General features: G+C 54.3%; 22 protein-coding genes and 1 riboswitch. Of the genes, 17 read left to right on the forward strand and 5 right to left on the reverse strand.

Annotation, left to right across the window (positions count from 1 at the left end):
- The first annotated feature begins 23 nt into the window (after positions 1-23).
- Together ACFO1S_RS16255 and ACFO1S_RS16260 are read left to right on the forward strand one after the other, a co-directional pair.
- Positions 24-1,382, forward strand: a complete 1,359-nt coding sequence (locus ACFO1S_RS16255) for a phosphodiester glycosidase family protein (protein WP_204603548.1) — start codon at positions 24-26, stop codon at positions 1,380-1,382.
- Positions 1,383-1,518: 136 nt separating this feature from the next.
- Positions 1,519-2,511 (forward strand): Rpn family recombination-promoting nuclease/putative transposase, encoded by a 993-nt coding sequence (locus ACFO1S_RS16260; RefSeq protein WP_204603547.1) that lies wholly within the window; start codon positions 1,519-1,521, stop codon positions 2,509-2,511.
- 58 nt (positions 2,512-2,569) lie between these two features.
- Here ACFO1S_RS16260 and ACFO1S_RS16265 read toward each other — a convergent pair whose 3' ends face one another.
- Positions 2,570-2,845, reverse strand: coding sequence for a hypothetical protein (locus tag ACFO1S_RS16265; RefSeq protein ID WP_204603546.1), 276 nt, complete (start codon positions 2,843-2,845; stop codon positions 2,570-2,572).
- A 54-nt stretch (positions 2,846-2,899) separates the two neighbouring features.
- Positions 2,900-3,196 carry a DUF3055 domain-containing protein gene (locus tag ACFO1S_RS16270; protein WP_204603545.1) on the reverse strand — a complete coding sequence of 99 codons (297 nt, stop codon included), beginning with the start codon at positions 3,194-3,196 and terminating at the stop codon, positions 2,900-2,902.
- Positions 3,197-3,422: 226 nt separating this feature from the next.
- Here ACFO1S_RS16270 and ACFO1S_RS16275 point away from each other — a divergent pair, with 226 nt between their 5' ends.
- Entirely contained in the window at positions 3,423-4,418 is a 996-nt protein-coding gene (locus ACFO1S_RS16275; protein WP_204603544.1) for an HRDC domain-containing protein, read from the forward strand.
- Between the two features lie 69 nt (positions 4,419-4,487).
- Here the strand turns inward: ACFO1S_RS16275 and corA are convergent, their stop codons facing one another.
- A complete protein-coding gene (gene corA, locus ACFO1S_RS16280) occupies positions 4,488-5,423 on the reverse strand; it encodes a magnesium/cobalt transporter CorA (RefSeq protein ID WP_204603543.1) in 936 nt (311 codons plus the stop codon).
- 358 nt (positions 5,424-5,781) lie between these two features.
- A riboswitch (SAM riboswitch) is annotated at positions 5,782-5,897 on the forward strand.
- A gap of 102 nt (positions 5,898-5,999) precedes the next feature.
- Between corA and metA the strand changes: the two genes are divergently transcribed.
- The 5 genes from metA to mqnC all read left to right on the forward strand — a co-directional run bounded on the left by metA (position 6,000) and on the right by mqnC (position 12,023).
- The gene (gene metA / locus ACFO1S_RS16285) at positions 6,000-6,932 is read left to right on the forward strand and encodes a homoserine O-acetyltransferase MetA (protein WP_204603542.1); all 933 of its coding nucleotides are present in this window, start codon (positions 6,000-6,002) and stop codon (positions 6,930-6,932) included.
- A gap of 14 nt (positions 6,933-6,946) precedes the next feature.
- Positions 6,947-8,107: a PLP-dependent transferase gene (locus tag ACFO1S_RS16290; protein WP_204603541.1), complete on the forward strand. Its 1,161-nt coding sequence runs from the start codon at positions 6,947-6,949 to the stop codon at positions 8,105-8,107.
- Between the two features lie 23 nt (positions 8,108-8,130).
- Positions 8,131-9,324 carry a MalY/PatB family protein gene (locus tag ACFO1S_RS16295; RefSeq protein WP_204603540.1) on the forward strand — a complete coding sequence of 398 codons (1,194 nt, stop codon included), beginning with the start codon at positions 8,131-8,133 and terminating at the stop codon, positions 9,322-9,324.
- Between the two features lie 109 nt (positions 9,325-9,433).
- A complete protein-coding gene (locus ACFO1S_RS16300; protein ID WP_204603539.1) occupies positions 9,434-10,807 on the forward strand; it encodes an EAL domain-containing protein in 1,374 nt (457 codons plus the stop codon).
- A 79-nt stretch (positions 10,808-10,886) separates the two neighbouring features.
- Positions 10,887-12,023 carry a cyclic dehypoxanthinyl futalosine synthase gene (gene mqnC, locus ACFO1S_RS16305; protein WP_204603538.1) on the forward strand — a complete coding sequence of 379 codons (1,137 nt, stop codon included), beginning with the start codon at positions 10,887-10,889 and terminating at the stop codon, positions 12,021-12,023.
- Between the two features lie 57 nt (positions 12,024-12,080).
- On the opposite strand, the gene ACFO1S_RS16310 is transcribed toward mqnC, so the two are convergent.
- Positions 12,081-13,193: a GGDEF domain-containing protein gene (locus ACFO1S_RS16310; protein ID WP_204603537.1), complete on the reverse strand. Its 1,113-nt coding sequence runs from the start codon at positions 13,191-13,193 to the stop codon at positions 12,081-12,083.
- A 117-nt stretch (positions 13,194-13,310) separates the two neighbouring features.
- On the opposite strand from ACFO1S_RS16310, the gene ytxC reads away from it, so the two are divergent.
- From ytxC to ACFO1S_RS16340, 6 genes are all read left to right on the forward strand, one after another.
- Positions 13,311-14,183 (forward strand): putative sporulation protein YtxC, encoded by an 873-nt coding sequence (gene ytxC, locus ACFO1S_RS16315; protein WP_204603536.1) that lies wholly within the window; start codon positions 13,311-13,313, stop codon positions 14,181-14,183.
- A gap of 384 nt (positions 14,184-14,567) precedes the next feature.
- A complete protein-coding gene (gene thrS / locus ACFO1S_RS16320; RefSeq protein ID WP_204603535.1) occupies positions 14,568-16,508 on the forward strand; it encodes a threonine--tRNA ligase in 1,941 nt (646 codons plus the stop codon).
- Between the two features lie 216 nt (positions 16,509-16,724).
- On the forward strand, positions 16,725-17,246 hold the full coding sequence (locus ACFO1S_RS16325) for an RNA polymerase sigma factor (RefSeq protein WP_204603534.1): 522 nt from the start codon (positions 16,725-16,727) through the stop codon (positions 17,244-17,246).
- Between the two features lie 18 nt (positions 17,247-17,264).
- The gene (locus tag ACFO1S_RS16330; RefSeq protein ID WP_378127141.1) at positions 17,265-17,423 is read left to right on the forward strand and encodes a hypothetical protein; all 159 of its coding nucleotides are present in this window, start codon (positions 17,265-17,267) and stop codon (positions 17,421-17,423) included.
- Between the two features lie 159 nt (positions 17,424-17,582).
- Positions 17,583-19,022 carry a methyl-accepting chemotaxis protein gene (locus tag ACFO1S_RS16335; protein WP_204603532.1) on the forward strand — a complete coding sequence of 480 codons (1,440 nt, stop codon included), beginning with the start codon at positions 17,583-17,585 and terminating at the stop codon, positions 19,020-19,022.
- 98 nt (positions 19,023-19,120) lie between these two features.
- Positions 19,121-19,486, forward strand: a complete 366-nt coding sequence (locus tag ACFO1S_RS16340; RefSeq protein ID WP_204603531.1) for a hypothetical protein — start codon at positions 19,121-19,123, stop codon at positions 19,484-19,486.
- A 94-nt stretch (positions 19,487-19,580) separates the two neighbouring features.
- Here ACFO1S_RS16340 and ACFO1S_RS16345 read toward each other — a convergent pair whose 3' ends face one another.
- Positions 19,581-20,867, reverse strand: coding sequence for an ammonium transporter (locus tag ACFO1S_RS16345; protein WP_204603530.1), 1,287 nt, complete (start codon positions 20,865-20,867; stop codon positions 19,581-19,583).
- Positions 20,868-21,162: 295 nt separating this feature from the next.
- Between ACFO1S_RS16345 and liaF the strand changes: the two genes are divergently transcribed.
- The 3 genes from liaF to ACFO1S_RS16360 are packed head-to-tail and all read left to right on the forward strand — an operon-like array spanning position 21,163 to position 23,927.
- Positions 21,163-22,191, forward strand: a complete 1,029-nt coding sequence (liaF, locus tag ACFO1S_RS16350) for a cell wall-active antibiotics response protein LiaF (protein WP_204603529.1) — start codon at positions 21,163-21,165, stop codon at positions 22,189-22,191.
- A 3-nt stretch (positions 22,192-22,194) separates the two neighbouring features.
- Entirely contained in the window at positions 22,195-23,247 is a 1,053-nt protein-coding gene (locus tag ACFO1S_RS16355; protein WP_204603528.1) for a HAMP domain-containing sensor histidine kinase, read from the forward strand.
- Between the two features lie 14 nt (positions 23,248-23,261).
- The gene (locus ACFO1S_RS16360) at positions 23,262-23,927 is read left to right on the forward strand and encodes a response regulator (RefSeq protein ID WP_204603527.1); all 666 of its coding nucleotides are present in this window, start codon (positions 23,262-23,264) and stop codon (positions 23,925-23,927) included.
- Positions 23,928-23,934 lie beyond the last annotated feature (7 nt).

Raw genomic sequence — 23,934 nt, forward strand, 5'->3', positions numbered from 1 at the left:
TTCGGATTGGAGGGGTTTTTGTTATGTATAGAAAAAGGAATTCGTGGGGGAAAGCTGCGGGAATCTGTCTGCTGAGCTTAAGCTTGATGGGCGCGGGTACGGCTGCGGAAAGCGATGGAGTTTCCGGTGCGGCAGGGGAGATTCCTGAGAACGTCACCGATGCGTTGTTGGCCTGTCCGCAGCAGACCGTAAAAATTCCGCTGAATGCCAGGATCAGCCTGGATGCTCTGTTTCAGTATGAGCCTTATTTGTACTATGAGGTGGGGGATCGCAGCGTTGTACGCGTCACCTCGCAAGGAATTGCCGTTCCCCTTGCCAAAGGGACGACCAGCGTGGAGACGACCGTCTCAGGCGACAATCGCGAGCCCGCAAGCTGTATATTCCGCTTGACTGTTGTCGATCCTACGGCCCGTGCGATCGGCAAATCTCCGAAGGCGGAATCTCGCAATCAGAAGCTCAACGGAAAAAACGTATATGTGAATACGGTTGTCTTGCCTCCGGGTCTGCCGACGGATATCGGCTTCGGAAAAGACAAGATCGGCTTTACAGAGCCGATGAAGGCGATCGTGGAACGACATGGCGCAAGCTATGCGATTAACGGCACGTACTTCAGCGCTTACGGCGGCGAACCGGTTCCTTACGGAACGCTGATCAAGGACGGCGAGCTGGTGTATGGCGGCACGGGCGGAACCCTGATCGGGTTTGGGACGGACGGCCGGGCGAGAATGGAGGAGATTAGGGCGACGATCGAAGGCGGAACCGACGGGCTGTACGATTCGAAGCATCGCTGGAAAGCGTCGTGGGTGAATCGAACGGGCGGAGCGACGACGATCTACACGCCGCATCGGGGCGCTCGAATCGGGACGAGCGAAGGTGTGATGATCGTTGTAAGCGGGGGGAAGGTAGCGAAGGTGACGGAGAAGGAAAACGTCAAAATTCCACAGGACGGCTTTGTCATCGTGAAGCTGCGGACTAATCTAAAGGCGGAGCAGGAGCGATTCCCGATAGGCAGAAAAGTTCATTATCGGGTCTTGTATGCCAACGGGAAGGGCCGCGTGGCCGACTGGAACGGGGTGGTGACCGGAGTGCACGCGTGGCCGAGATTGACCCAGGACGGCAAGCTGGCGGTTAAAGACGAGAAGAATGCGGAGCGCGCGGCCCGGAGCGGAATCGGCATAACGAAGGATGGCGGCGTCGTGCTTGCGACCGTCGGGCGGGCGACCTTCGGCGAGATCGCGCAAGTACTGAGGGCCAAAGGCGCGGTACAGGCGATGAGCCTGGATGGCGGCGCGTCCGCGGGCATTTATTCGCAGGGAGTCATGCATTTCACGCCCGGCCGGGAGCTGAGTCATACCTTAATGTTCGGAGCGAATTTACGTTAGGAAGACGATTGTCGGTAGCGCATTTCCAAAAAGTTTGATACGCTGTAAGCAAATCTACTTCGGCCGTGAAGCACACGCCGCTTGCTCCCTTAAGGGGGCAGGCGGCGTTTTTTATTTCACGGCCTCTGGAGGCAAGATGATGCGATACAAGGGTAAGCCCGGAGCAGAGAGAGGCAAGAAGAAGGGAACGCCGCACGATGAAGCATTTAAGAAGCTGCTGCAAACTTTTTTTGCGGAATTCATTGCCTTGTTTTTACCCGATTTAGACAAGCTGCTGGATTATTCCCAAACGAGACTGCTTATGCAAGAGCTTCTCGTAGACATCGTCGGGGAAGAGGCAAGGCATTTGGATCTGCTTCTGGAAACCCGCTACAGAGCGCTAGATGCCTTCATTCTTGTGCACCTGGAGCCCCAATCCTATCGCCAGGATGATTTTCACGAAAGGATGTTTATTTACTTCGGGCGTTTGTTCGAACGTCATCGCAAAGTGCATAAACTCATTATCCCCATCGCGATTTTTACGACGGAGAGCGGAAGAGACGAGCCGGACGTCTTTACGATGGCGATTCCGCAACATGAAATCGTACGGTTTCATTATTTGAAGGTCGAGTTAGCGAAGGTCAATTGGAGACAGTTCGTGGAGTCGGACAATCCTGTAGCTGCTGCGCTATTGGCGAAAATGGGATACAATGAGAAGGATAAGAGAGAGATGCGTTCGGCGTATTTACGAATGATTTTACGACTTAGGAAGCGGCTGGACGATGCTCGCTTGGCGCTGCTGATGTCGGTGGCGGATTTGTATTTCGAGCCTGATCCCCGGCAGGACGAAGCGGTGCTGCGAGAGCTGCTGGATCAGTATCCTGAGGAGGGAGAAGCGATTATGGAACTGATGCCCGCCTGGAAGCGCTGGGGGTACGAGGAAGGGATTGAGGAAGGGCTTCAAAAAGGCAAAGAGGTCGGGAAAGCGGAAGGCAAGGCAGAAGGAAAGCTAGAAGGAAAGGCCGAAGGGAAAGCGGAAGAGAGAGCCAAGATTGTTCGCATGATGCTGGATAAAGGCTTTAGGGTAGAGCAAATCTCCGAAATGCTGGAGCTTTCCCTGGAGGAGATCAAGCTGTTGGCCGGACATTGAGGAAGGCAACGGCTCTCTGAGCGTTGCTCTCCCCGTGTATATGGCTGGATGCCTGGGATCAGCTTCGTTCGTCCTCTCCGATCTCGCTGTGAACGTCATGATCTCCCGGATAGCCCCGGTCGAGTCCGGCGTGGAACTGGCGATTCTCAAAGGTGAAGCGGCTAGGAGGGCGCTGATCGTCCCGCCAGGGGGTGCTTTTACCAAGACTTGGCGCGACAATCGCGGAGCCGTATGGCCCTTCGGGGAACTCCTCAGCGGCCAGATCGTTGCGCTGCGATTCTACTGTCGCCAAGTCGGTAATCGGCTGTTTATGCTCTGGGAGATATTCGGACATGGGGAACCTCCTCTTCATTGGCGATTCCTCTAGAATGTCCGACGCAGCTCATGTTTAGTCGGTGAAATGCACCGCTCCGAGCACCAATGTCAGAAACTGTGCCAGCTCGGCCGCTTCTTCCTCGTTAATGCGGAATACCGATTCAAGCACACCCTCCTCTTCCAAATCATCGGGTCCAAGCACGGCGCTCCGGCCGAACATCATATCGGTCACCAGCTTTTTTCCGTAAAAGCGGTTTGTCGACATGATCGCCAGATCAAAGCGCTTAAGCCCCGGGGTAATGAAGGTCACAAAACGGGTCGTCGTCTGCTCGGTTGAATCGGACAGGAAATCGTAATCTTTAAGCGTCATCCGGATCATTCCTCCTTGGCTTGCTGCTGCTTTATATTATAGAGGATCGGAAGGGTCTTGCCTAACCTGGATAATTTTGATATTCTAAAGCTGTTCATGTAAGCACGATCGAGGAAGCACCTCATCGCCAACCGGCGTGGGGTGCTTTTTGGCGTTGCTCCCGGCCGGCCCTGCTGCTTGAACGCCAATACGAGCGCCCTGAGAAGCGGGCAAGGAGGAATTCGGAATGCAGGTCGTATTTCTGAATCAATTCGAACGTATCGTCGGTCATGCGGACGAGAGAGCACAGGTTTTTATTGGCGAGCTTCAAGGCACCTGGAGCGCGGGCTGGCGCATGCTTCAGGCTGAGACCTCGGAGGTCGAGGACGTATGGTACGAGGGGATGAGCTGGGAGGAGCTGCTGGCGGCATTCCGGCATGGGGTAGCTGCGAAGCTGAGAGAAGGCTACAGGCCGCTTCTGGACGGAATGCTGGAGGATCATCCGTTCTGGGAGCGCAGGCCGGGGCTGCCGCAATTGCTGCAATGCTATGCCGACTCGCAGGAAGCCGAAACGACCGCTGAGAAGCTGCGGGCATGGCGGCGGGCCAAATCCGTCGAGGAGAAGAAGTCGGCCTATCTGATTGCATCGAACAGGGAGCTGCAAATGCTTGCCGTTTTTCTGCCGCAGACGATTGCCGAGCTGGAGCAAATCCCGGGGTTCGGTAAAATCAAGACGGAGCGTTACGGGCAAGACATCGTCGCTTTGTTTAAGGAGGTCGAACGGATGCATTCCTATCCGCTTCAGGAATGGGTGCCGGACGCGGTTACCGACGGCATGCTTGCCGATTGGATTATTCGGGTCAAGGAGGACAAATACGGCCGAACGTTAGCGCTTGTGAAGGAGAAGCGGGCGTTATTGGAAGGGATACGCAGCGGCAGGTCGCTGGTGCAGCTGGAAGGCGATTTGAATGCTCCCAGACGAAAGCTGCTGGAGAAAATAGAGCGTCTGGATGAGGAAGGCTATGATGTGCTTCCGATCGTGGAGCTGGAACTAAGCGGACTCTCGCCAGAGGAATCGCTTCTAATCGAGTCAGCCATCGGAGAGCTTGGCGATCAGTATTTAAAGCCGTTGCTTCGCAAGGTTTACGGGGAGATTAAATCCGGCGAGGAGGCCGAGAGAAAGTACGAGAGGCTTAGAATGATGCGTATTCGCCACCGGAGAGAAGCGCGCAAAGCGAACTGATCGGGGCGCCATGAAATCAAATGCCGGCCTCAGCGGAGCGCTGAGGCCGGCATTAAGGAGACGGACGCATTATAGCCAGTCCTTCTTGCGGAACAGGTAGAACATCCCGAATCCGAGGACGGTCATACACACGATCAGAATGACGGAGCCGTAATTGAAATGCATGCCCGGAATGTAATCGAAATTCATCCCGTAGATGCCGGTTATGAACGTAAGAGGCATGAAAATCGTCGTCAGCGCCGTGAACACGCGCATGATTTCGTTCGCTCGATTCGCAAGGCTGGATTGGTAAGCCTCCCTCAAGTTGCCCATCAGGTCGCGGTAGGTCTCGAATGTCTCATAAATTTTGACCGCGTTCTCGTGAATGTCTCCGAAATATTTTTGCAAATCGTTGTCGATGAGCCGCAAATCCTTTTTGTTCAGCGTTGCGATGAGGTCGCGCTGCGGTCCTAGCGCTTTCTTCAGCCACAGAATTTCGCTGCGCAGTCCGATAATCTCCGTCAGATGGGATTTCTTCGTATGCATCAGAATATCCTCTTCGAGGCTTTCAATTCGGGCCTCGATCCGATCTCCGACCGTGATGTAGTTATCAACGACGAGATCGACGAGATGATACATGAAGCGGTCGGCGGTATCGACCTCCTGCTCCCATAGCAGGGGTTTGACGCTGCGCAGCTCGTTGATCTTCTGACGCGTGACGGTAATGAGATAGTGACGTCCGAGAAACAAGTTCAGGGCGCGCAGAAAAATTTCTTCATCGTCGAAGCGGATGCTGTTGATGACGAGAAAGTACTGATTTTCGTAAATTTCCAGCTTGGGGCGCTGCTCTTCCTCCACCAGGCAGTCTTCCACGGCGAGATCGTGAAGACCGAACAGAGGCTGCAGCACAACGAGATCGTCCAGATCCGCGTCGATCCAGTAAAAGCCGCTTTTTGGCGGGGACAGGGTTTCTTCTATGCTGTCGATGGGCGTAAATACGCCGTTATTAACGAGTCTGATTTTCATGGAATTTCGCTCCTTTGCATGTCCAAATCGGTTCATGCAGGGCGATTCTGCGGAGGAAAATTGCTCTAGCCGAGGTAGCCGGACAAAGAAAGTTTCCCTTCTGCGGAATTCGAGCCTGCGCTGCCTATGCGATAATCGTCGGGCTTCGGTTTATCGCCTTCCATGTCCGGTTCCCCCCTTTATAATGTCGAATCGTCATTGTCGTTTGATGCGGTTGACGTGTTAAGTATAATCTCCACCCCCCGGACCTTTCAAGGAGAAAAATCAATCGCAGGGCCAAGCGGGAGTACCTTGACTGCCCCTGCTTTTTCAGGTAAATTAAAAATAGATTTTCGACGACAATCGAATAAAGATGGCCATCTTATCAAGAGCAGGCGGAGGGACTAGCCCTATGAAGCCCGGCAACCGGCGTGAGTGATTTTTAACGCACGGTGCTAATTCTTGCGGAAACGGAACGTTTCTGACAGATGAGAGGGGCGCGCGTACGTAACGGATACACGACCCTAACTCATTTGGGTCGTTTTTTATTTTGCTGCAAGTCGTCGTCTCAATTCGTGCGATAGGGGAGGAAGGAACATGCCGATCAAAGTGCCTGACAACTTGCCGGCTAAAGAAGTGCTCGCGGGAGAAAATATTTTCGTTATGGACGAAAGCGTAGCTTATCATCAGGATATTCGCCCGCTGCGGATTGCGATACTCAATCTGATGCCGACGAAGGAAACGACCGAGACCCAGTTGCTCCGCTTGATCGGAAACACCCCGTTGCAGCTGGAAGCGGTGCTGCTGCACCCGAAGACGCATTTATCGAAAAACACGTCCGCCGAGCATTTGACCAGCTTCTATAAAACCTTCGACGATATCAAAGACGAGAAGTACGATGGTTGCATTATTACGGGGGCGCCTGTCGAGCATCTCCCGTTCGAAGAGGTCACCTACTGGGAAGAGCTTAAAGAAATTATGGACTGGACCGTAAGCAACGTGACCTCGACATTTCACATTTGCTGGGGCGCGCAAGCAGGGCTGTATCATCACTACGGCATTCCGAAATATCCGTTGCCCGAGAAGCTGTTCGGCGTTTTCCCGCACGGAATATCCACGCATAACACGCCGCTGCTGCGCGGGTTCGACGAACGGTTCTATGTGCCGCAATCCCGCCACACCGAAGTGCTGCGTTCCGATATCGAGCGGGTTCCCACATTGGAAATCTTGTCCGAATCCGAAGAAGCGGGCGTCTATATCGCGGCGACGGCCGACGGAAAGCAAATCTTCGTAACCGGACATTCCGAATACGATCCGCAGTCGCTGAAATGGGAATATGATCGCGACAAGGCGAAGGGCTTGCGCATCAACGTCCCGAAAAACTACTTCCCGAACGACGATGCCGCTCAGTTTCCGGTATCGACCTGGCGCGCTCACGCGAATCTGCTGTACTCCAACTGGTTGAATTATTACGTTTATCAGGCCACGCCTTTCGAGCTTGGCAAAGCGAACCACTATACGTTGCGTTAGGGAGGCCGTTGTTCATGAAGAAAATTGAAAGCCGCTTGGCCCAAATCGGGTCGCTGAACGATCCGCATACCGGAGCGGTAAGCTTTCCGGTTTATCAAGCTACCGCCTTTCGCCACCCCCGTCTAGGCCAAAGCACGGGCTTCGACTATGCCCGTACGAAAAGTCCGACGCGTGCCGTGCTGGAAGCCGCCGCCGCCGATTTGGAGAGCGGAGATGCGGGCTTTGCCACGAGCTCGGGCATGGCCGCTCTTCAGATTGTTTTTGCCCTCTTCAGTAAGGGCGACCATCTTCTCGTCTCGCTGGACCTGTACGGCGGAACGTATCGCTTGCTGGAGAAAGTCATGACCCGCTTCGGTATCACGGCTTCTTACCTAGATACGAACGATCTGGACGCATTGGAATCAAGTTGGACGCCGAACACGAAAGCCATTCTGATCGAGACGCCTACGAATCCGCTTATGATGGTGACGGACATCGCCAAGGTGGCGGCTTGGGCCAAGCGCAAGGGCATGCTGACGATCGTCGACAATACGCTGCTGACACCCTTCTTCCAGCGTCCGATCGAGCTGGGAGCGGATATTGTCGTCCATAGCGCATCGAAGTATTTAGGCGGCCACAACGATGTGCTGGCCGGTCTGATCGTGACGAAGGGAGAGCAGCTATCGGCTGATGTCGCGTTCCTGCACAATTCGATCGGCGCCGTGCTCGGCCCGCAAGATTCATGGCTGCTCATGAGAGGGATGAAAACGCTGGCGCTGCGAATGGAGCGCCATCAATCCAACGCAACGCGATTGGCCCAATGGCTTAAAGGGCATCCTTCCGTTGAAGAAGTCTACTACCCTGCGCTTCCGCACCATCCGGGCCATGAAATACAGAACGCGCAATCAAGCGGCAATACCGGCATTTTTTCTTTCCGGATGAAGGATGCCCGCACGATTGAACCGATCTTGCGCCATATTCGCCTGATTGCTTTTGCGGAGAGCTTGGGCGGAGCGGAGTCGTTAATGACCTATCCGGCTATTCAGACCCATGCGGACATCCCGGAGGATATTCGGCGCGCGGTCGGGGTCGATGATCGTTTGCTGCGTTTTTCCGTAGGTCTTGAACATGTAGAGGACATCCAGAATGATCTTCAGCAAGCGATTGAAGCGGCGGAACGCGAAATCCGCGGGTAAAACGATTGGAGGACGAGAGCTTCATGAAGTATGATTTCGACAGAATCATCGATCGGACAGGGACGGCCTCCTATAAATGGGATCAGTCGGAGAAGCTGTTCGGCAGACCGGACATCGTCCCGCTATGGGTCGCGGACATGGATTTCGAAGCGCCAAGGGAAGTCGTCGAAGCCGTTACGCGAAGAGCCGAGCAAGGGATTTACGGATATACGGTTCGTACGCAAGCTTATTATGATGCGATTACCGGCTGGCTTTCCCGCCGCCATCATTGGCAAATCAAGCAGGAGTGGATCACGTCGAGCCCCGGCGTCGTCCCGGCCCTCAGCTTGATGGTGCTGGCTTTTACGGAGCCGGGGGACGGCATTATCCTCCAGTCGCCGGTTTACTATCCTTTCTATGACGTTATTCGGATGAACGGAAGAACCGTTGTCAATAATCCGCTGCTTCTCAAGGAAGGCCGTTACGAAATGGATTACGAGCTGCTGGAGAAGCAGGCGCGCGAGGGCGCGAAAATGCTGCTGCTGTGTTCGCCCCACAATCCGGGCGGGCGTGTCTGGACCCGGGAAGAGCTGGAGCGGGTGGCTGAAATCTGCAACAAGTATGGAGTCCTTGTCGTCGCGGATGAAATTCACCAGGATCTTGTGTTCTCGGGACATAAGCACACGCCCTATGCTTCGCTTACGGAAGCCAGCGCTCAAAACTCGGTTACTTGCATTGCGCCGAGCAAGACGTTTAACCTGGCGGGTCTGCAATCCGCCATTGTCGTTGTTCCGAACGCGGATATACGCAGCAAGTACAACGCGTTGCTTAAAACGTTGTCGATCCATATGGAAGCCTACTTCGGCCTTACGGCAACCGAAACCAGCTATACGCACGGCGATGAATGGCTGGATCAACTGCTTGTTTACCTGGAAGGGAATCTGCGGGCGTTAACGGAATTCGCGGAGAAGCATCTTCCCGGAGTGAAGGTCATGCAGCCGGAGGGAACTTATCTTGTCTGGATGGACTGCACGGCCATATCGGACAAGCCGCAGCAACTGAAGAAGCTCATGTTCGAGGAGGCTGGCGTGGCTTTCAGCGAAGGCTCCGTGTTTGGCGAGCAAGGAGCAGGCTACTTGCGGGTCAACCTGGCTTGTCCGCGCGCGTTATTATTGGAAGCGCTGGAGAAATTCGCGGAAGCGGCGCGTTCCTTCGAACCTGCGCGGGCCTCGGAATAACGGCAATAGAATCTCTGACAATTGGCGATTGTGGTAAAATTATCTATTATGAAAAAGGGTTTCATGCTACAATATTGCCAACCTACCCTAGACAAGGATGATGTGGAGCATGAAGATCCAGACGTTGCTCGATCGCATATCGCTGATCTGCAGACTCGTGCTGCCGAATCGTTCCTTAAAGTTTTTCCCTCCGGATTTTACCTTGCGTCGTCCCATAGTCGCTTTATTGCACAAGTCGCTTAAAGCAGGAAAAGTCTGCTATCTGACGTTGTTCCGCCTGGAAATGCCCCACATTCAGCAAGACATACCGCGCGAGGACTGGGACAGCTTTCTGGAATCGGGGCGAAGGCATCTGCGATTATCGGCTGTTAGCCGACTGAATGGGCAGCAGTTGATCGCCATCGACCAGCATTCTCGTACGGAATTCATTTTGCTGTGCGAAAGCAGCGGCGAGAAGGAACAAGGCATGCTGGCGCCGATGGAGCTGGAAGCGCAGATGAACGGGGTTCGCTCCGATCTGGAGATCGGCCTGGCGGGCAATCGTCCGGATTGGCGCAGCGCGCTGCGGATCGTTTCGGCTTCGGTGCCCGTAGCTGCGGGGACGCATGACGTTGATGGGGGGCAGGTGCTTCAGGATAGCTATAGTGCCGCGCTGGCGTTGGCGACAGGCACAGTAACGCCTCAGATGGAGCAATTGCGAGGGCAGCTGGAGCTCGTGCTGGAGAAGGGCTCGATTCAAGTGCTTGCACAGCCGATCATGAACTTGAATACGGGCGACATTTACGGCTGGGAAATTCTGACGCGCGGTCCGGAAGGGACTGTGCTGCATTCTCCGGAGAAGCTGTTCCAATTTGCGGAGCAAAGCCGGCTTCTTAGCCGGTTGGAATTTCTGGTCGTAAAGAAAGCGCTGGAGGAAATTTCGGCAAGCGAAATCCGGGAGCCGATTTTTTTGAACGTGACTGCGGTGACGCTATCGCATCCCTTGTTTTTATCCCATGTGCTTCAGTGCCTGGAGAAGCTTCCGGGGCTGAGCGCCCAGCAGATTTACTTCGAAATCACGGAGCGCCATCAGATAACGAACTTTGATGAGATGATCGAGATATTGCGCAGGTTCCGCAAGCATGGATTCCGGTTTGCCGTCGATGATGCCGGGTCCGGGTACTCCAGTCTGCAGTGGATCGGCGAGCTTGTTCCGGAGCTCATCAAGGTGGACCGTTCGGTCATTCGGCATGTCGACAGAGTTGCGATCAAGGAGTCGTTGCTCAGGGCGATCGTCATGGCGGCCAGAGAGATGAAGTGCGAGATCGTTGCGGAAGGCGTGGAGCGTGAAGAGGAAGCGGACGTTCTGTTCAAGCTCGAAGTAGATATGGGCCAAGGCTACTACTTTGCTCGGCCGAACGTGCTTCTTCATGAGAATGAACGGGAGATGCTTCAGGAAACGAAGGATCGCATCCAGTATCGCCGCGGACTTGTCGCCTCTTAGGTGACTGCCGCGGTCTTTTTATGTTACGATGGGAGCATGCAAGCTAGGACAGCAGCCCAATAAGGAGGAGGGTCCGAATATGAGTCAAGTGGACCGCATACTGGAAGGCGCTCTGCAGGGCAAACGATTGCAGCTGGAAGAGATCGTTGCCTTGTTCGAGAGCGATGAAATAGAGAAGATGGGGCATGCAGCAAACCGGATTATGCTAGCCAAGCATCCCGAGCCGATTACAACCTTTGTCGTCGGCCGCAACGTCAACTATACGAACGTATGCGACGTATATTGCCGGTTTTGTGCGTTTTACCGGGCTCCGGGCTCGAAGGAAGGCTACGTTCTGCCCGATGAAGCGATTTTCCAGAAGATTCAGGAAACGATAGACGTAGGCGGAACCGAAATTCTTATGCAAGGCGGTACTAACCCGGACCTGCCGTTCAGCTACTATCTGGATCTGCTTCGCGGCATTAAGCAGCGGTTCCCGGAAATTACGATGCATTCCTTCTCCCCGGCGGAGATTCGCAAGATGCAGGTTGTCGCTGGCAACATTCCGTTGGAGGACGTCGTTCGGCAACTGCACGAGGCCGGTCTGGACTCCCTTCCCGGCGGTGGAGCGGAAATTCTGGACGATCGTACCCGCAAGAAAATCAGCCGTCTGAAGGGCTCGTGGAAAGACTGGATAGAGGTCATGTCGACGGCCCACAAGGTCGGAATGAATACGACAGCGACGATGGTCATCGGCTTCGGAGAATCGATGGAAGAAAGGGCGCTGCACCTGCTGCGCGTACGGGATGCCCAGGATGAGTGCTTAAACAACGAATATCCTTCCCCCGGCTTCCTAGCCTTTATTCCATGGACATTCCAGCCGGACAATACGAACATGAAGCGTGAAAAAGCGACGCCGGAGGAGTATCTGAAGACGCTGGCCATCAGCCGGATCGCTCTCGATAACATCGATAATTTCCAGTCGTCCTGGGTAACGATGGGACCTGAGGTAGGCAAGCTTTCACTGCAGTATGGCTGTAACGACTTCGGCAGCACGATGATCGAGGAGAACGTCGTGTCCGCAGCGGGGACAACGCACAAGGTAAACATAGAACTTATTCTCAAGCTTATTCGCGAATGCGGCAAAATTCCCGCACAGCGCAACACCAGATATGATATCTTGAAGGTTTACAAAGAGAACGATACGGTATCCAGGGATTATGTGATGCAAAATTAAATGGATATAAAACAAATGCTGGCTTAGGCGAAGGACTCGCCAAGTCAGCATTTGTTATTATGCGAATTCGCTGGCAAGCGCTTCTTCGGCTGCAGCGATGACGGTACGATTTTTGCCTGTATGTTTCGCGCGATAGAGCGCCGTATCCGCAAGCTGGAACAGAGCTTCCTTCCCCATTCCCGGCACATAGGCGTTTAGTCCGATGCTGACCGTCACCCGAAGTCCGCTTAACGCTTCGTGCGTTGTCGAAGCGATCTCCTTGCGGATATCCTCCGTCAGATCGAATGCCTCCTGAAAGGTTTTTTCCGTAAACAGAATGACGAACTCCTCTCCGCCGTATCGGGCGATAAAGTCGTTGCTTCCCGTTTTGGAGCGGGCAATCGCCGAGACCTTCCGCAGCACCGTATCGCCGGCCTTATGTCCGTAGGTGTCGTTCACCTTCTTGAAGTTGTCGATATCCAGAATGGCCAAATGCAACGTAAGCCGCCCGTTGTCCGCTTGCTCGACAAGATGGTCCTTATATTCATGATAGGCCATATGATTATAGGTTTCCGTCAAGGCATCGGTTTTAGCCAGCTTATCCATGAGAATCGTACGCACGAGAAGCTCCTGATTAGATTCGTACGAGCTGCGAAGGTGAGTGAGAATTTCCTTGCCGCGCGCGAGAATTCCGAATCCGACGATGCAATAAGTTATTAAAATAAATCCCATCGTGAGAATGCTGGCGAATGAAGCTTTTCCTCGGAATGCGGCGTCAAACACGAGCAAGGAGGAATAGGCGATTCCAATGTTGGCGATCGCATACAGCAGCTTCTTCAATTGAAAATAAAAAATACTGACCAGAACGGGGAAAAATAAACAAAACAGAAGATAAACCATTGAAGAGTGGATGAAACAAGCCGTTAGCGCGAGCAACGTGGCGGCGGTAATGAGGATGTAATCGTGCCATTTAGGCAGGAATCTCATGCAGATGTGGGTCAATAGGAGAATGCCTCCCATGATGACTGTCGGCCGGATAATGTAGAGAACGATGAATTTCTCGGCGGGCACATCCGTAACCAGTAAATAAAGGCATTCGGAAGCGATGGAAAACAAGAAAACTGCCCAGTAGGACTTGAACAGTAAGCGGTTCCACCATTCCTGGTTGACTGCAAGCGACGGAAAAGACATAGGAACTTCCTCTCTCGTTCAAACTTTATAAAATATACCACAAACGATCTGCCATCGTATATCCCTTTTTAGGCCACCATATAGTTAGTAACAAGCGGCAGGGATGGAGGTAGGCAGATGAAGAAGAAAATGGAATTCGTCGTTGCGAATGCGAATGATCCTCCTTCGTTGGAAAAGCTGGCGGGGATGCTGACCCGTGCGATCGAAGGCGCGGAGAATGCCGTAGACTGCGTGCAATGGGAGCTCAGCCAGGAGGATGGCGTGATCCGCTGTCAATTTCCGTTCGGGCCGGAGCCGCTGGCGAAGAAAGGCTACTGCGATCGGGTAGGCAGAGTGCTTGCGGAATATTTGTTAACCGAGCAGGAGCCTTCATTGCTTCGCGGGCTGTTTCGCAAGCGGCTTGATTCCAAAGATGAGGTGGAGCTGGATGCGCTGATCGGGGAAGCCGTTTCCTTATTGGACGGAGAGCCCGAGATGGAGGACAATTGGACGGGAAGAGGCAGGGAAAGAAGGCTTCAGAAGCTGGCCGGTCGATTTTCACATTACTTAGGAGATCACGAAAGGCTACATCTGGACGGCTTTTTGCGCTTCCGTCTGCGGGACTACCGCGCCGAAGTTCGCGAGGCCGCTGAAGCCGCGATCGAAGAGCGATTAATGGAGCGGCAGTATCAGGAGTTCATGTCCGTTCTCAAATCGATGGTGGAATGGCAGGAATCGCGCGCCCAGACCGTTCATGTGCTGCATTCGGGGGGAGATGCCTTCAGGCTGCTGGATGAGGAGATGAGGCCGCTGGAGAAGGAGGAAGCCGAGCCGCCGCAGTGGCGGGCGGAGCAGGAAGAGGAGGAGAGCCTGGTCGTCAGCCGCTTGCTGGCGGTAGCCCCCCGTCAATTGGTTATCCACACGCCCGAGCCGGATTCGCAGGTTATTCGCACCATTATCGGCATATTCGGGGACAGGGCCGAGCTCTACCCCGATGTGCCCGCTCATTAGGCCGTCTGAATGGAGCTTGACTGACTGTCCCGACCTTCGCTATAATGACAAATAACAATCCACAATCAGAAGCGTTGAGAAAGACAATAAGGCCTGAAGCGGACGGCCCAGAGAGAGGAACCTTGGCTGCAAGTTCCTTCCGAATCCGTCAGGCATTTACCCCTTTCGAGCTGCAGAATGGAATGCGCGAGTCGAATATGACCGCGTTAGTAATTTCTGCCGGGTCATGACCGTTATCTTCATGCCGAGGATTGGCGACGCCTGTAACGGTTGCCGGTTGATGGAGGGTGGAACCACGGGCCGCATTCAGAGCACCCGTCCCTTAGGGGACGAGGTGTTTTTTTGTTTTCTGAATAGGCAGAACAATCAGGGAGGTTATAGGAAATGTCCGTACAAGTGAAATTGCCGGATGGCGCTATCCGCACCTATGAGGCGGGGGTGACGATCGAAGAGGTGGCACAGTCCATCAGTCCCGGGCTTCGGAAAAATGCTCTCATTGGCAAGATCGACGGTCAGGCGGTGGATTTGAACACGCCGATTGAATGCGACGTTGCGCTTGAGATCGTTACGCTGGACAGCGCAGATGGACTTGAGGTTATGCGGCACAGCACGGCTCATTTGATGGCTCAAGCCATCAAACGGATTTACGGGGACGATAAGGTTAAGCTGGGCATCGGCCCGGTCATCGAAGACGGCTTTTACTACGATATCGACATGGAGCAATCGATTACGCCGGAGGACCTGGCGCTTATCGAGAAGGAAATGGAGAAGCTGGTCAAGGAAAACCTTCCGATCGTTCGCAGAGAAGTGTCCCGCGAGGAAGCGATCTCGATATTCGAAGGCATCAACGATCCGTTGAAGCTGGAGTTAATTCGTGATTTGCCGGAAGGCGTCGCGATTACGATTTACGATCAGGGCGAATTTTTCGATCTGTGCCGCGGTCCGCACGTTCCTTCGACCGGTCGCATCAAATCGTTTAAGCTGCTGAGCGTTGCAGGCGCCTATTGGCGCGGCGACAGCAAGAACAAGATGCTGCAGCGGATATACGCGACGGCGTTCGCGAAGAAATCGGAGCTGGACGAGCATCTCCATTTTCTTGAGGAAGCGAAAAAACGCGATCACCGCAAGCTCGGCCGCGAGCTGAAGATGTTCACCTTCTCCCGCGAGGTGGGACAGGGCTTGCCGCTGTGGCTTCCCTACGGAGCGAAGCTGCGTCGGACATTGGAGCGTTACATCGTCGATCTTGAAGAGAGATTGGGCTATACCCATGTTTATACACCGGTACTGGCCAATGTCGAGCTGTACAAAATTTCCGGACACTGGGAGCACTACCACGAGGACATGTTCCCGAAGATGGAGCTGGACAACGAAGAGCTTGTGCTTCGTCCGATGAATTGCCCTCATCATATGATGATCTACAAAAGCGATATGCGGAGCTACCGGGATCTTCCGATCCGAATCGCTGAGCTGGGTACCATGCATCGCTACGAAATGTCCGGGGCGTTGACCGGTCTGCATCGCGTTCGCGCGATGACCTTGAATGACGCGCATATTTTCTGCCGTCAGGACCAGATCAAGGAGGAATTCACTCGCGTCGTAAACCTGATTCGTCAGGTGTATGAAGATTTCGGCATCAAGGAATATCGCTTCCGCTTGTCGTACCGGGATCCGAAGGACACCGAGAAGTATTGGCCGGACGATGAGATGTGGGAAAATTCGCAGCGGATGCTTCGCGAGGTGGTCGAGGAGCTCGGCTTGCCGTTCTTCGAGGCGGAGGGTGAGGCCGCGTTCTACGGGCCGAAGCTGGACGTACAGATCAAAACGGCCCTAGGCAAGGAAGAGACGCTGTCCACTGCCCAGCTTGACGTGCTGCTTCCCGAGCGGTTCCAGCTGGAATATGTCGGAGATGACGGCAAGAAGCATCGTCCGGTCGTCATTCACCGCGGCATTATCAGTACGATGGAGCGCATGACCGCATTCCTTCTGGAAAATTTCGCAGGGGCATTGCCGCTCTGGCTCTGTCCGGTGCAGGTGAAGCTCATTCCGGTCAATCCCGTCTATGAGCCGTATGTGAAGCAAGTGGAAGAGCAGCTTCTGCTGGCCGGCGTTCGGGTCGAGTCGGACTTGCGGAACGAGAAGCTGGGATATAAGATTCGCGAAGCCCAGCTGGAAAAAATTCCGTACATGCTCGTCATCGGCGAGAACGAAGCTTCGAACGGCACGGTTTCCGTGCGCCGGCGCGGCGAAGGAGATCTTGGCGCGCAATCCGTACAAGAGTTTGTCGCCCGCATGAAGGATGAGATTGCTTCCAAGCGCATTGACTAAGCTAGAGAACGGGGCGGGCCCTTAGGGGGCTCGTCCTGTTTTTTATACATGAATTAGCAGTATACGCCATCGCAAGGACGGTGATCGTCGTTGGTGCTTGATTCGACGAAAAAGTCGCCAAATCCCCTACTAAATGGTAATTATTCTCTTTTTCTCGCGTTTGTGATAGAATAGGATTACTTCATTAAAAGCATCCTTTTAGGAGTGGCGGGATAGATGGACTTCCTCCGTGATTCTCAATTACCGGAATCGTTCTGGTCTGAAGAAGAGCTGTTAGGGGAGCTGTACTCCCAAATGCTGAAGGTCGTTCGCCATAAGCTGTGGCACAAGAACGACGCAGGGGACGTTGTGCAGGAGGCGTGGGTACGTATATTGGAGAAACGATCGACGCTTCGGGACAAGCAGAAGCTTATTCCATGGGCGAAAGCGATTGCTTCCAATCTGGCTTCCAATGCGAACCGGGCAAGACGCTTCGAGAGCAACTATGATGATCTGGAGAATGAAATTGCCGGTGCCATGTTCGTTTTCGAGCCGGAGTCGATGGTGGAGTTATCCGATCTGCTCGGACGCATGGATCCCGTGACGAGAACGCTGCTGCTCTACAAGTTTTATTACGGACTCAAGGATGCCGAGATCGCGACGGCGCTGCAGCTTCCCGTGGGCACGGTAAAGGCGAGAATCCACAGAGGGAAAGCGAGACTGAGAACTCAGGCCGATGACGAGCGCGGACATACATAAACCGGAGCCTCCATGCTCATGCTAAAGGTGGAGGTGAAGGGGACAATGGCCAAAAACAAGAAGCAAAAGCTTGCAAACAATGAAAACGCTTACCAGACGGAGTTCGCTTCGGAAACGAATGTCAGCAACGCAGCGGCGAACAAAGCGAGCAAAAACGCTAACTCGTCAAAGTGCTAATTTGCAAGAAATCTATGTCACCTATTGAGAAGGTTTTTGGATAATTTTGTTTGTTTCTGAAAGAGGCCTCGTCGAGGTCTCTTTCTTTTTGTAGAAAAACCTTATATAATGTTAGGAAAACTAACGTAAAATGACAAAAAGAGCTGGGAGTGGTTAGAGATGGTCCCATGGAGAAGGTGGCTGAAGCGCGATGAGATGAGGGTAGGGGCTCCGGGATATGCCAAGTCTGCCGAAGGAGGCGTCGCGCTATCGGAAATCGCCTCTGGAGAGGAAGCGGAGGCGCTCGGGCACATGATAGAAGAGGCGGTCGTGATCTCGGATCGGCTGCAAGCGGCGGTATCTGAAGTGGAATCCAGCATGGGTCAGTTGGATCGGATCGCGGACCGGGCGGCGGAGCAGGAGGAGAAGCTGAGACGGAACGGCCAGACAGCGATGCAGCGGCTGGAGGAGGCTTTCTCCTCCTTGCAGGAAGTGTCTGCGGCCTCGCAGGAGATTCGCGGCGCAACTGAGGAATTGAACGCGCAAAGCGGCGAAGCCAGAGAAATCGTCGTAGAGGTATGCCGATCGTTGACTCATACGGACGAAGTTATGAACGAGCTGTCCCGCAATCATGGCACGATGGAGGAGCGGGTGAACGGGTTGATCGCGCAAGCATCGAAGATCGGCGAGATTAACGTGCTAATCCAGGAGATTGTCGCGCAAACCTCGCTGCTGGCCTTGAATGCGGCGATCGAGGCTGCCCATGCGGGCGAGCAGGGGCGAGGCTTCTCTGTCGTTGCGCAGGAAATACGCAAGCTGGCCGAGCAGAGCGCGCAAGCCATCAAGAGCTCTACGGGAATCGTGCAAAGCATCGAAACGGGCATCCGGCAAGTGGTGAGCTCGGTCGAGCTGGAGAAGAGGTCGGTATCGCTCGGTCTGGAGGAAATGAACAAGACGCGAGAACGAATGGATGCGATCTTTAATTCTTTCCTGAAGGTGGACAGGCATGTCGGAAAAACGCTGGACTTCGCTGTGGAGCAGGCGGAGCGAACTACGGCTACGAACGCAATGCTTGAGGATGTCGTGGAGTCGGTCGGGCTGACGCTTGGCAGCGTAGATGAGACGCTGGCCCAGAACCGGAAGCAGCGGGCGGAGATTCGCAATCTTGGTCGGGTGTCCGAAGAACTGAAGGAGTCGGCGGATGAGCTTGTAGAGGCCGTTCAGAGTGCAGGTGGCCGGATTTCGGGCGGCACGGCCGCTTCGGACACGGAAAGCTGGATTACTCTGTTGCGTACGATTGCTTCCGATACCCAGCTTGCAGACTTTGCCGAGGATATGCACCGTCACGTATTGGGTGGATGGCTGAAGCGCTCGTCCGGAATGGAAGCGATCTGGTCCAATCGCAGCGACGGCTCTTTCGTTTTCTCGGAGCCTGCGGCAGGTCTGTTGAACGCAAGGGGGCGGGAGTGGTGGAAAAAAGCGATGGCGGGCGAGACCTTCGTGTCGGAGGTGTACATATCCGCCATTACGAAAAGGCCTTGCTTAACGGTATCTATACCGCTGCGCGATCTGAAAGGGATTCCTTCCGGCGTTATCGGAATTGATATTGTGATTTCTTGACAACCGAATCGGGAAATACCTGTTCTCAAATCGAATGATTTCCGGTATGATAATCTATATGTGATGAAAGTTAACGAGAAATGGTTAGGTGATCTATCATGGTGAGCTCCCCGATTTCCATTCCAGCGACATCCGCAGTTCGACGCAAGCCTGGAGAGGTGCATTCGCTGCTGGAGGCGCTGATTGCGAAGAGAGAGCAGGAAATAAGCGATATCGAGCAAATGGTTGAGCGCTATGAACGGCGTATTCGTCGGGAGGAGCAGGCCTATCGCGCCATGTCGGCCATTCGCCGCCTTTTCTCCGGCAAGAAGCCCGATCATCATCTCGCGTTGGAGTATATCCACTATGTCAAGAAGCCGATGGAGAAGGCTCGTGCGCTTCGTCAGGAAATCTTGCATTATCAGTCGATGCTCGACGGTTCTGCTCCTGCAAGCTCGGTTGAACGGTTTCTATCCGAGTCCTGAGAGAAGGACTTGTATTCAGCTCTCCTGCATGAACAAAGCCTCCGTACCCGCTAGCGGGATCGGAGGCTTCTTCTTATTCGAGGAGGAGAGCCGTTTATTTGGCAGAGTGGCCGCGAAGCTGGTCGATATCCAGAAAGTCGTGATCCTGGCTGTAAGCGGGCACGCCATGAATGCCGATGTCCAGTCCGATCAATTCTTCATCGCGGGAGACGCGGACCGGCGTGAAGGCTTGGATGAGCTTCAAGACGATCCAGGTCAGAGAGAAGCCCCATACCGCAACAACCGCAAGGCCGAGAGCTTGAATGCCCAACAGATAGGCTCCTCCTCCATAGAACAGACCGGAATGAGAGGCGGTGCCGGGCAGAGCGAACAGGCCGACGGCCAGCGTTCCGAGGCTGCCGCTTATTCCGTGAACGGCGAAAGCGCCTACGGGGTCGTCCACCTTGCGCTTCTCCAGCCATTCGCTGGCCAGCACCATGACGACGCCGGATATTCCGCCGATCGCAATGGCCGCTCCGTCCGAGACGAACGCGCAACCGGCCGTGATGCCGACCAGCCCGGCGAGGGCGCCGTTGATGACCATCGGCGGATCGGCCTTGCGATAACGAAGCATCGTGAACAGGATGGAGGCTGCGCAGCCGGCTGCGGAGGCGAGCATTGTCGTAACTGCGATGTGGCCGATGCTCTCGTTCGTTGCGCTCAGCGTGCTGCCCGAGTTAAAGCCGAACCATCCGAACCATAAGATGAAGGCGCCTACGGAAGCAAGCGGAAGATTGGACGGAGGAACGATATTGATTCTTCCGTCCGCTCCGAATCTTCCGATGCGAGGGCCGATGAAGATCGCCGCCGCCAAAGCGGCGAAGCCGCCCAGCGCGTGAATGGCGGCGGAGCCGGCGAAATCGATCATGCCGAGCTTGGCGAGCCAGCCGCTCGCGGACCAGATCCAATGTCCGCTGACGGGGTAGATAAAGCCGGTCATGACAATCGTGAAAAGAATGTAGGCGCGGAAGTGAATGCGTTCCGCTACGGCCCCCGATACGATGGAGATGACTGCGATTACGAATGCGCACTGGAAGAGCCAGTAAGTATCGTGGCTAATATTAAGCTGCAGGTGTGTAAGGTCGCCTTCCATGAAGAAGCCGGACAAGCCGATGAGCCCTCCTGCATCCTTGCCGTACATCAAGGCGAATCCGACGGAGAAAAAGACGAGGGCTCCGAATGCGATATCGACAAACACTTTCATGATGATGCTTACGGCATTTTTCTGACGGACGAATCCGGCTTCGAGCAGCGCGAAGCCTCCTTCCATAAGAAGAATCATTGCTGCCGTCAGGACCACCCAAATCGTGTCCATTCCTCTCGATAGCTGCTCCAGCTCCATTGGTTCCAACCCCTAGTTCATTATGAATTCCTCATAGAACACGTCAAAATCAGCCCTCATTATATCGTTGGAAGTTACCTAAGTCAACGATTAATGTTATGAAATATTACATATATAATGAAAGGCGGATACCTTCCTTTATTCCATAGAGAAGGTAGCCAGTATCGACTTCATTCGCGTCTCTCGGTCTGGAGACCGAGAAGCATTTCCACCCCGCGCCGCTGTTGTGATCGACAGCGGTTTCGGTATACTGAAGGCAATCAACAACAATCGGAATGTACTGGAGGGCAAGGCTATGCAATCGTCTAAATTGCATCGGCTCCTGTGGGGAGTATTGATCATTATTGTCGGAGTTGTCTTTTTGCTGAATCAAACGGGGCTGATCTCCATGAATATCGGGGAATTATTCAGAACCTACTGGCCTGTCATCTTGATCGTAGTGGGATTGCAGGGGCTGCTCTTGCAGCATCGCGGAGGCTTCTGGTGGAATTCGGTCACCGTTCTGATCGGCGGCTACTTTCTGGGAAGGAATCTGGATCTGCTGGATTGGGAGCTCTCCGATTTTCTGCGCATTATCGGTCCTATAGCCATTATCCTGTTCGGATTAAGCTTGATCTTCCGAGGCGATCGACGCGGATGTCGACGAGGCAGGAACCGCGAGGAGGACAACGAGGGTTGGAACCCCGTTCATCCCGGAGAGCCGCCTATGCCGCCGGGGCCGCCTCCTGCGCCTCCCGAGCTGGAGGAGTTCGAGAAGCGCAATACGGTAAACCTGTCCAAAAATCCTCATAACGGCTATGACAGCGGGAACGGCACGAACAGAGGAACGACCTATCGCGAGGAGGTGCCACCTCCGCCTAAGTCAAACGATTCCGGCGGCTGGAAGTCGAACAGCTCCTATAAGGATTGGCACATGTTTAATGATTTGGGCCAAGCCTACTCTTGGAAAAACACGCATAGTCGCTTTATCGGGGACTTTCATCTCGGCAACGATTATTGGGAGCTCCGTCCGATGAACATCTCTCATTTTATCGGAGATACGGTGCTCGACTTAACCAAAGCGCAAATTCCCGTCGGGGAAACCCGGGTCTACATCTCCTCCTTTATCGGCGATGTGAAGGTGTACGTGCCTAACGATTTGAGCGTGGGGATGAAGGTCGTCACCAGCAGCCTGATCGGGGACGTGAAGGTGTTTGACCAGAAGCGGGGAGGATTATTTAACCAAACGAGCGTTGAAACGTCTAACTTCACCGATAACGACAAGCGTGTCGTACTGATCGTCAGCAGCTTCATTGGCGACGTTCGTGTGATGAAGGTAGGGTAATCGATGGTCAAAAAAGTAAGGACAAGCAAATGGGCATCCGCGATCTACTCGGGACTGGCGTCGATCTTCCTGATGCTGTTGATCTATTATTGCATGGCGTTGTTTACGGATTACGCTCCAAAGGCGGGAACGTGGCTGACATGGATCGGGGTTCTAACCGTCGTGCAAATGGCGGTTACCTATCAGGTCGGTCAACGCACCCAGCGCAAGATCGATCAGTTGCAGCTTGCGATGAAGCAAGCTTCGGCAGGCAATTGGAGCTACCGTCTTCCGGAGGAACCCGGAGATTCGTTCTCTGCGGTTTACCGCGAATTAAATGTCATGATGGGGCAACTGGAATCCCGTCTTAAGCTGCTGCAGCAGCTTGGGGAGAAGGAAGTGCTGGAGGAGGCTTCCTCGACGGAGGCGGCTGTGCTGGAGGAGAGGAAGCGGCTGGCCCGAGACTTGCACGACACGGTAAGTCAGCAATTGTTTGCTTTGCATATGTCGGCCTCTTCGCTCCCAAAGCTGCTTGAGCGGGATGGAGCGCATGCGCAGAAGGTAATGGAGCAGCTTATTGCGATGTCCTCGACGGCGCAAAAGCAGATGCGGGGGCTGATCGCCCAATTAAGGCCGATGGAGCTGCAAGGAAAGACGCTGGAGGAGGCGCTGGATCGCTGGTTCCCGGACTTCTGCCGCCAGAACGGGCTTCAGGGCACGCTCGATCTGCAGGTCGGAGATCGCATATCCGAGGCGAAGGAGCATCAGCTGTTCCTCATTATTCAGGAGGCGATGGCGAATGTCGTAAAGCATGCGTCCGCACAGAGCGTGCGTTTGTTTCTCGGCGAAACCGATCGGCAAATTTCTCTTTCTATAGAAGATAACGGATCGGGCTTTAAAGGCGGTCAAGCAAGGCCGGGCGGATACGGCTTGTCGACGATGCGGGAGCGCGCCCACAAGCTGGGCGGGGATGCCGAGATCGTCACGAAGCCCGGGGCGGGGACTAGAGTGCGGGTATGGTTCCCGAAATTCGCAATGGATGCGGACGAGCAGCGGGAAGCCGACGAAAAGAGCTAAGGAGCGGATTGGCAATGACGGAAGGCTCATGGAAGGTACTGATTGTGGACGATCACGAGATGGTTCGTATGGGGCTGCGCACTTATTTAATGCTGGATCCCAGATTCGAGGTCATCGGCGAAGCCGGCGGCGGAAGAGACGCCATCGAGACGCTGGCCGAGGGGGGCTGCGACGGCCAAATGCCGCAGATTGTGCTGATGGATCTGATGATGCCGGATATGGACGGGGTCGAGACGACTCGCGAGCTGCTGAGCCGATATCCGGAGCTTAGAATCATTATTCTGACGAGTTTCCTGGAGGACGAGAAGGTGGTTGAGGCCATCGAGGCCGGAGCCGTCAGCTACGTGATGAAGACGGTGTCTGCGGACGAATTGATCTATGCGATGCTGGGGGCGGTCAAAAATCGACCCGTCATGAGCAGCGATGTCTCGCAGGCGCTGACGAGAGGGCTTCGCAAGCGATCGACCAGTCAAGAGGCCGACGGCTTGACCGAGCGCGAGCGCGAAGTGCTGCTTCTGATCGCCGAGGGACGAAGCAACAAGGAAATTAGCGACGAGCTTCACATTAGCATCAAAACGGTGAAGACGCATGTCAGCAATCTCCTGATGAAATGCGAGCTGGAGGACCGGACGCAGCTGGCCATCCATGCGCATCGCAAGGGCTGGGTCAAGGAAGGATAAATTGTCC

Source organism: Cohnella boryungensis (assembly GCF_042651945.1).
In the GTDB taxonomy this organism is placed as follows: domain Bacteria; phylum Bacillota; class Bacilli; order Paenibacillales; family Paenibacillaceae; genus Cohnella; species Cohnella boryungensis.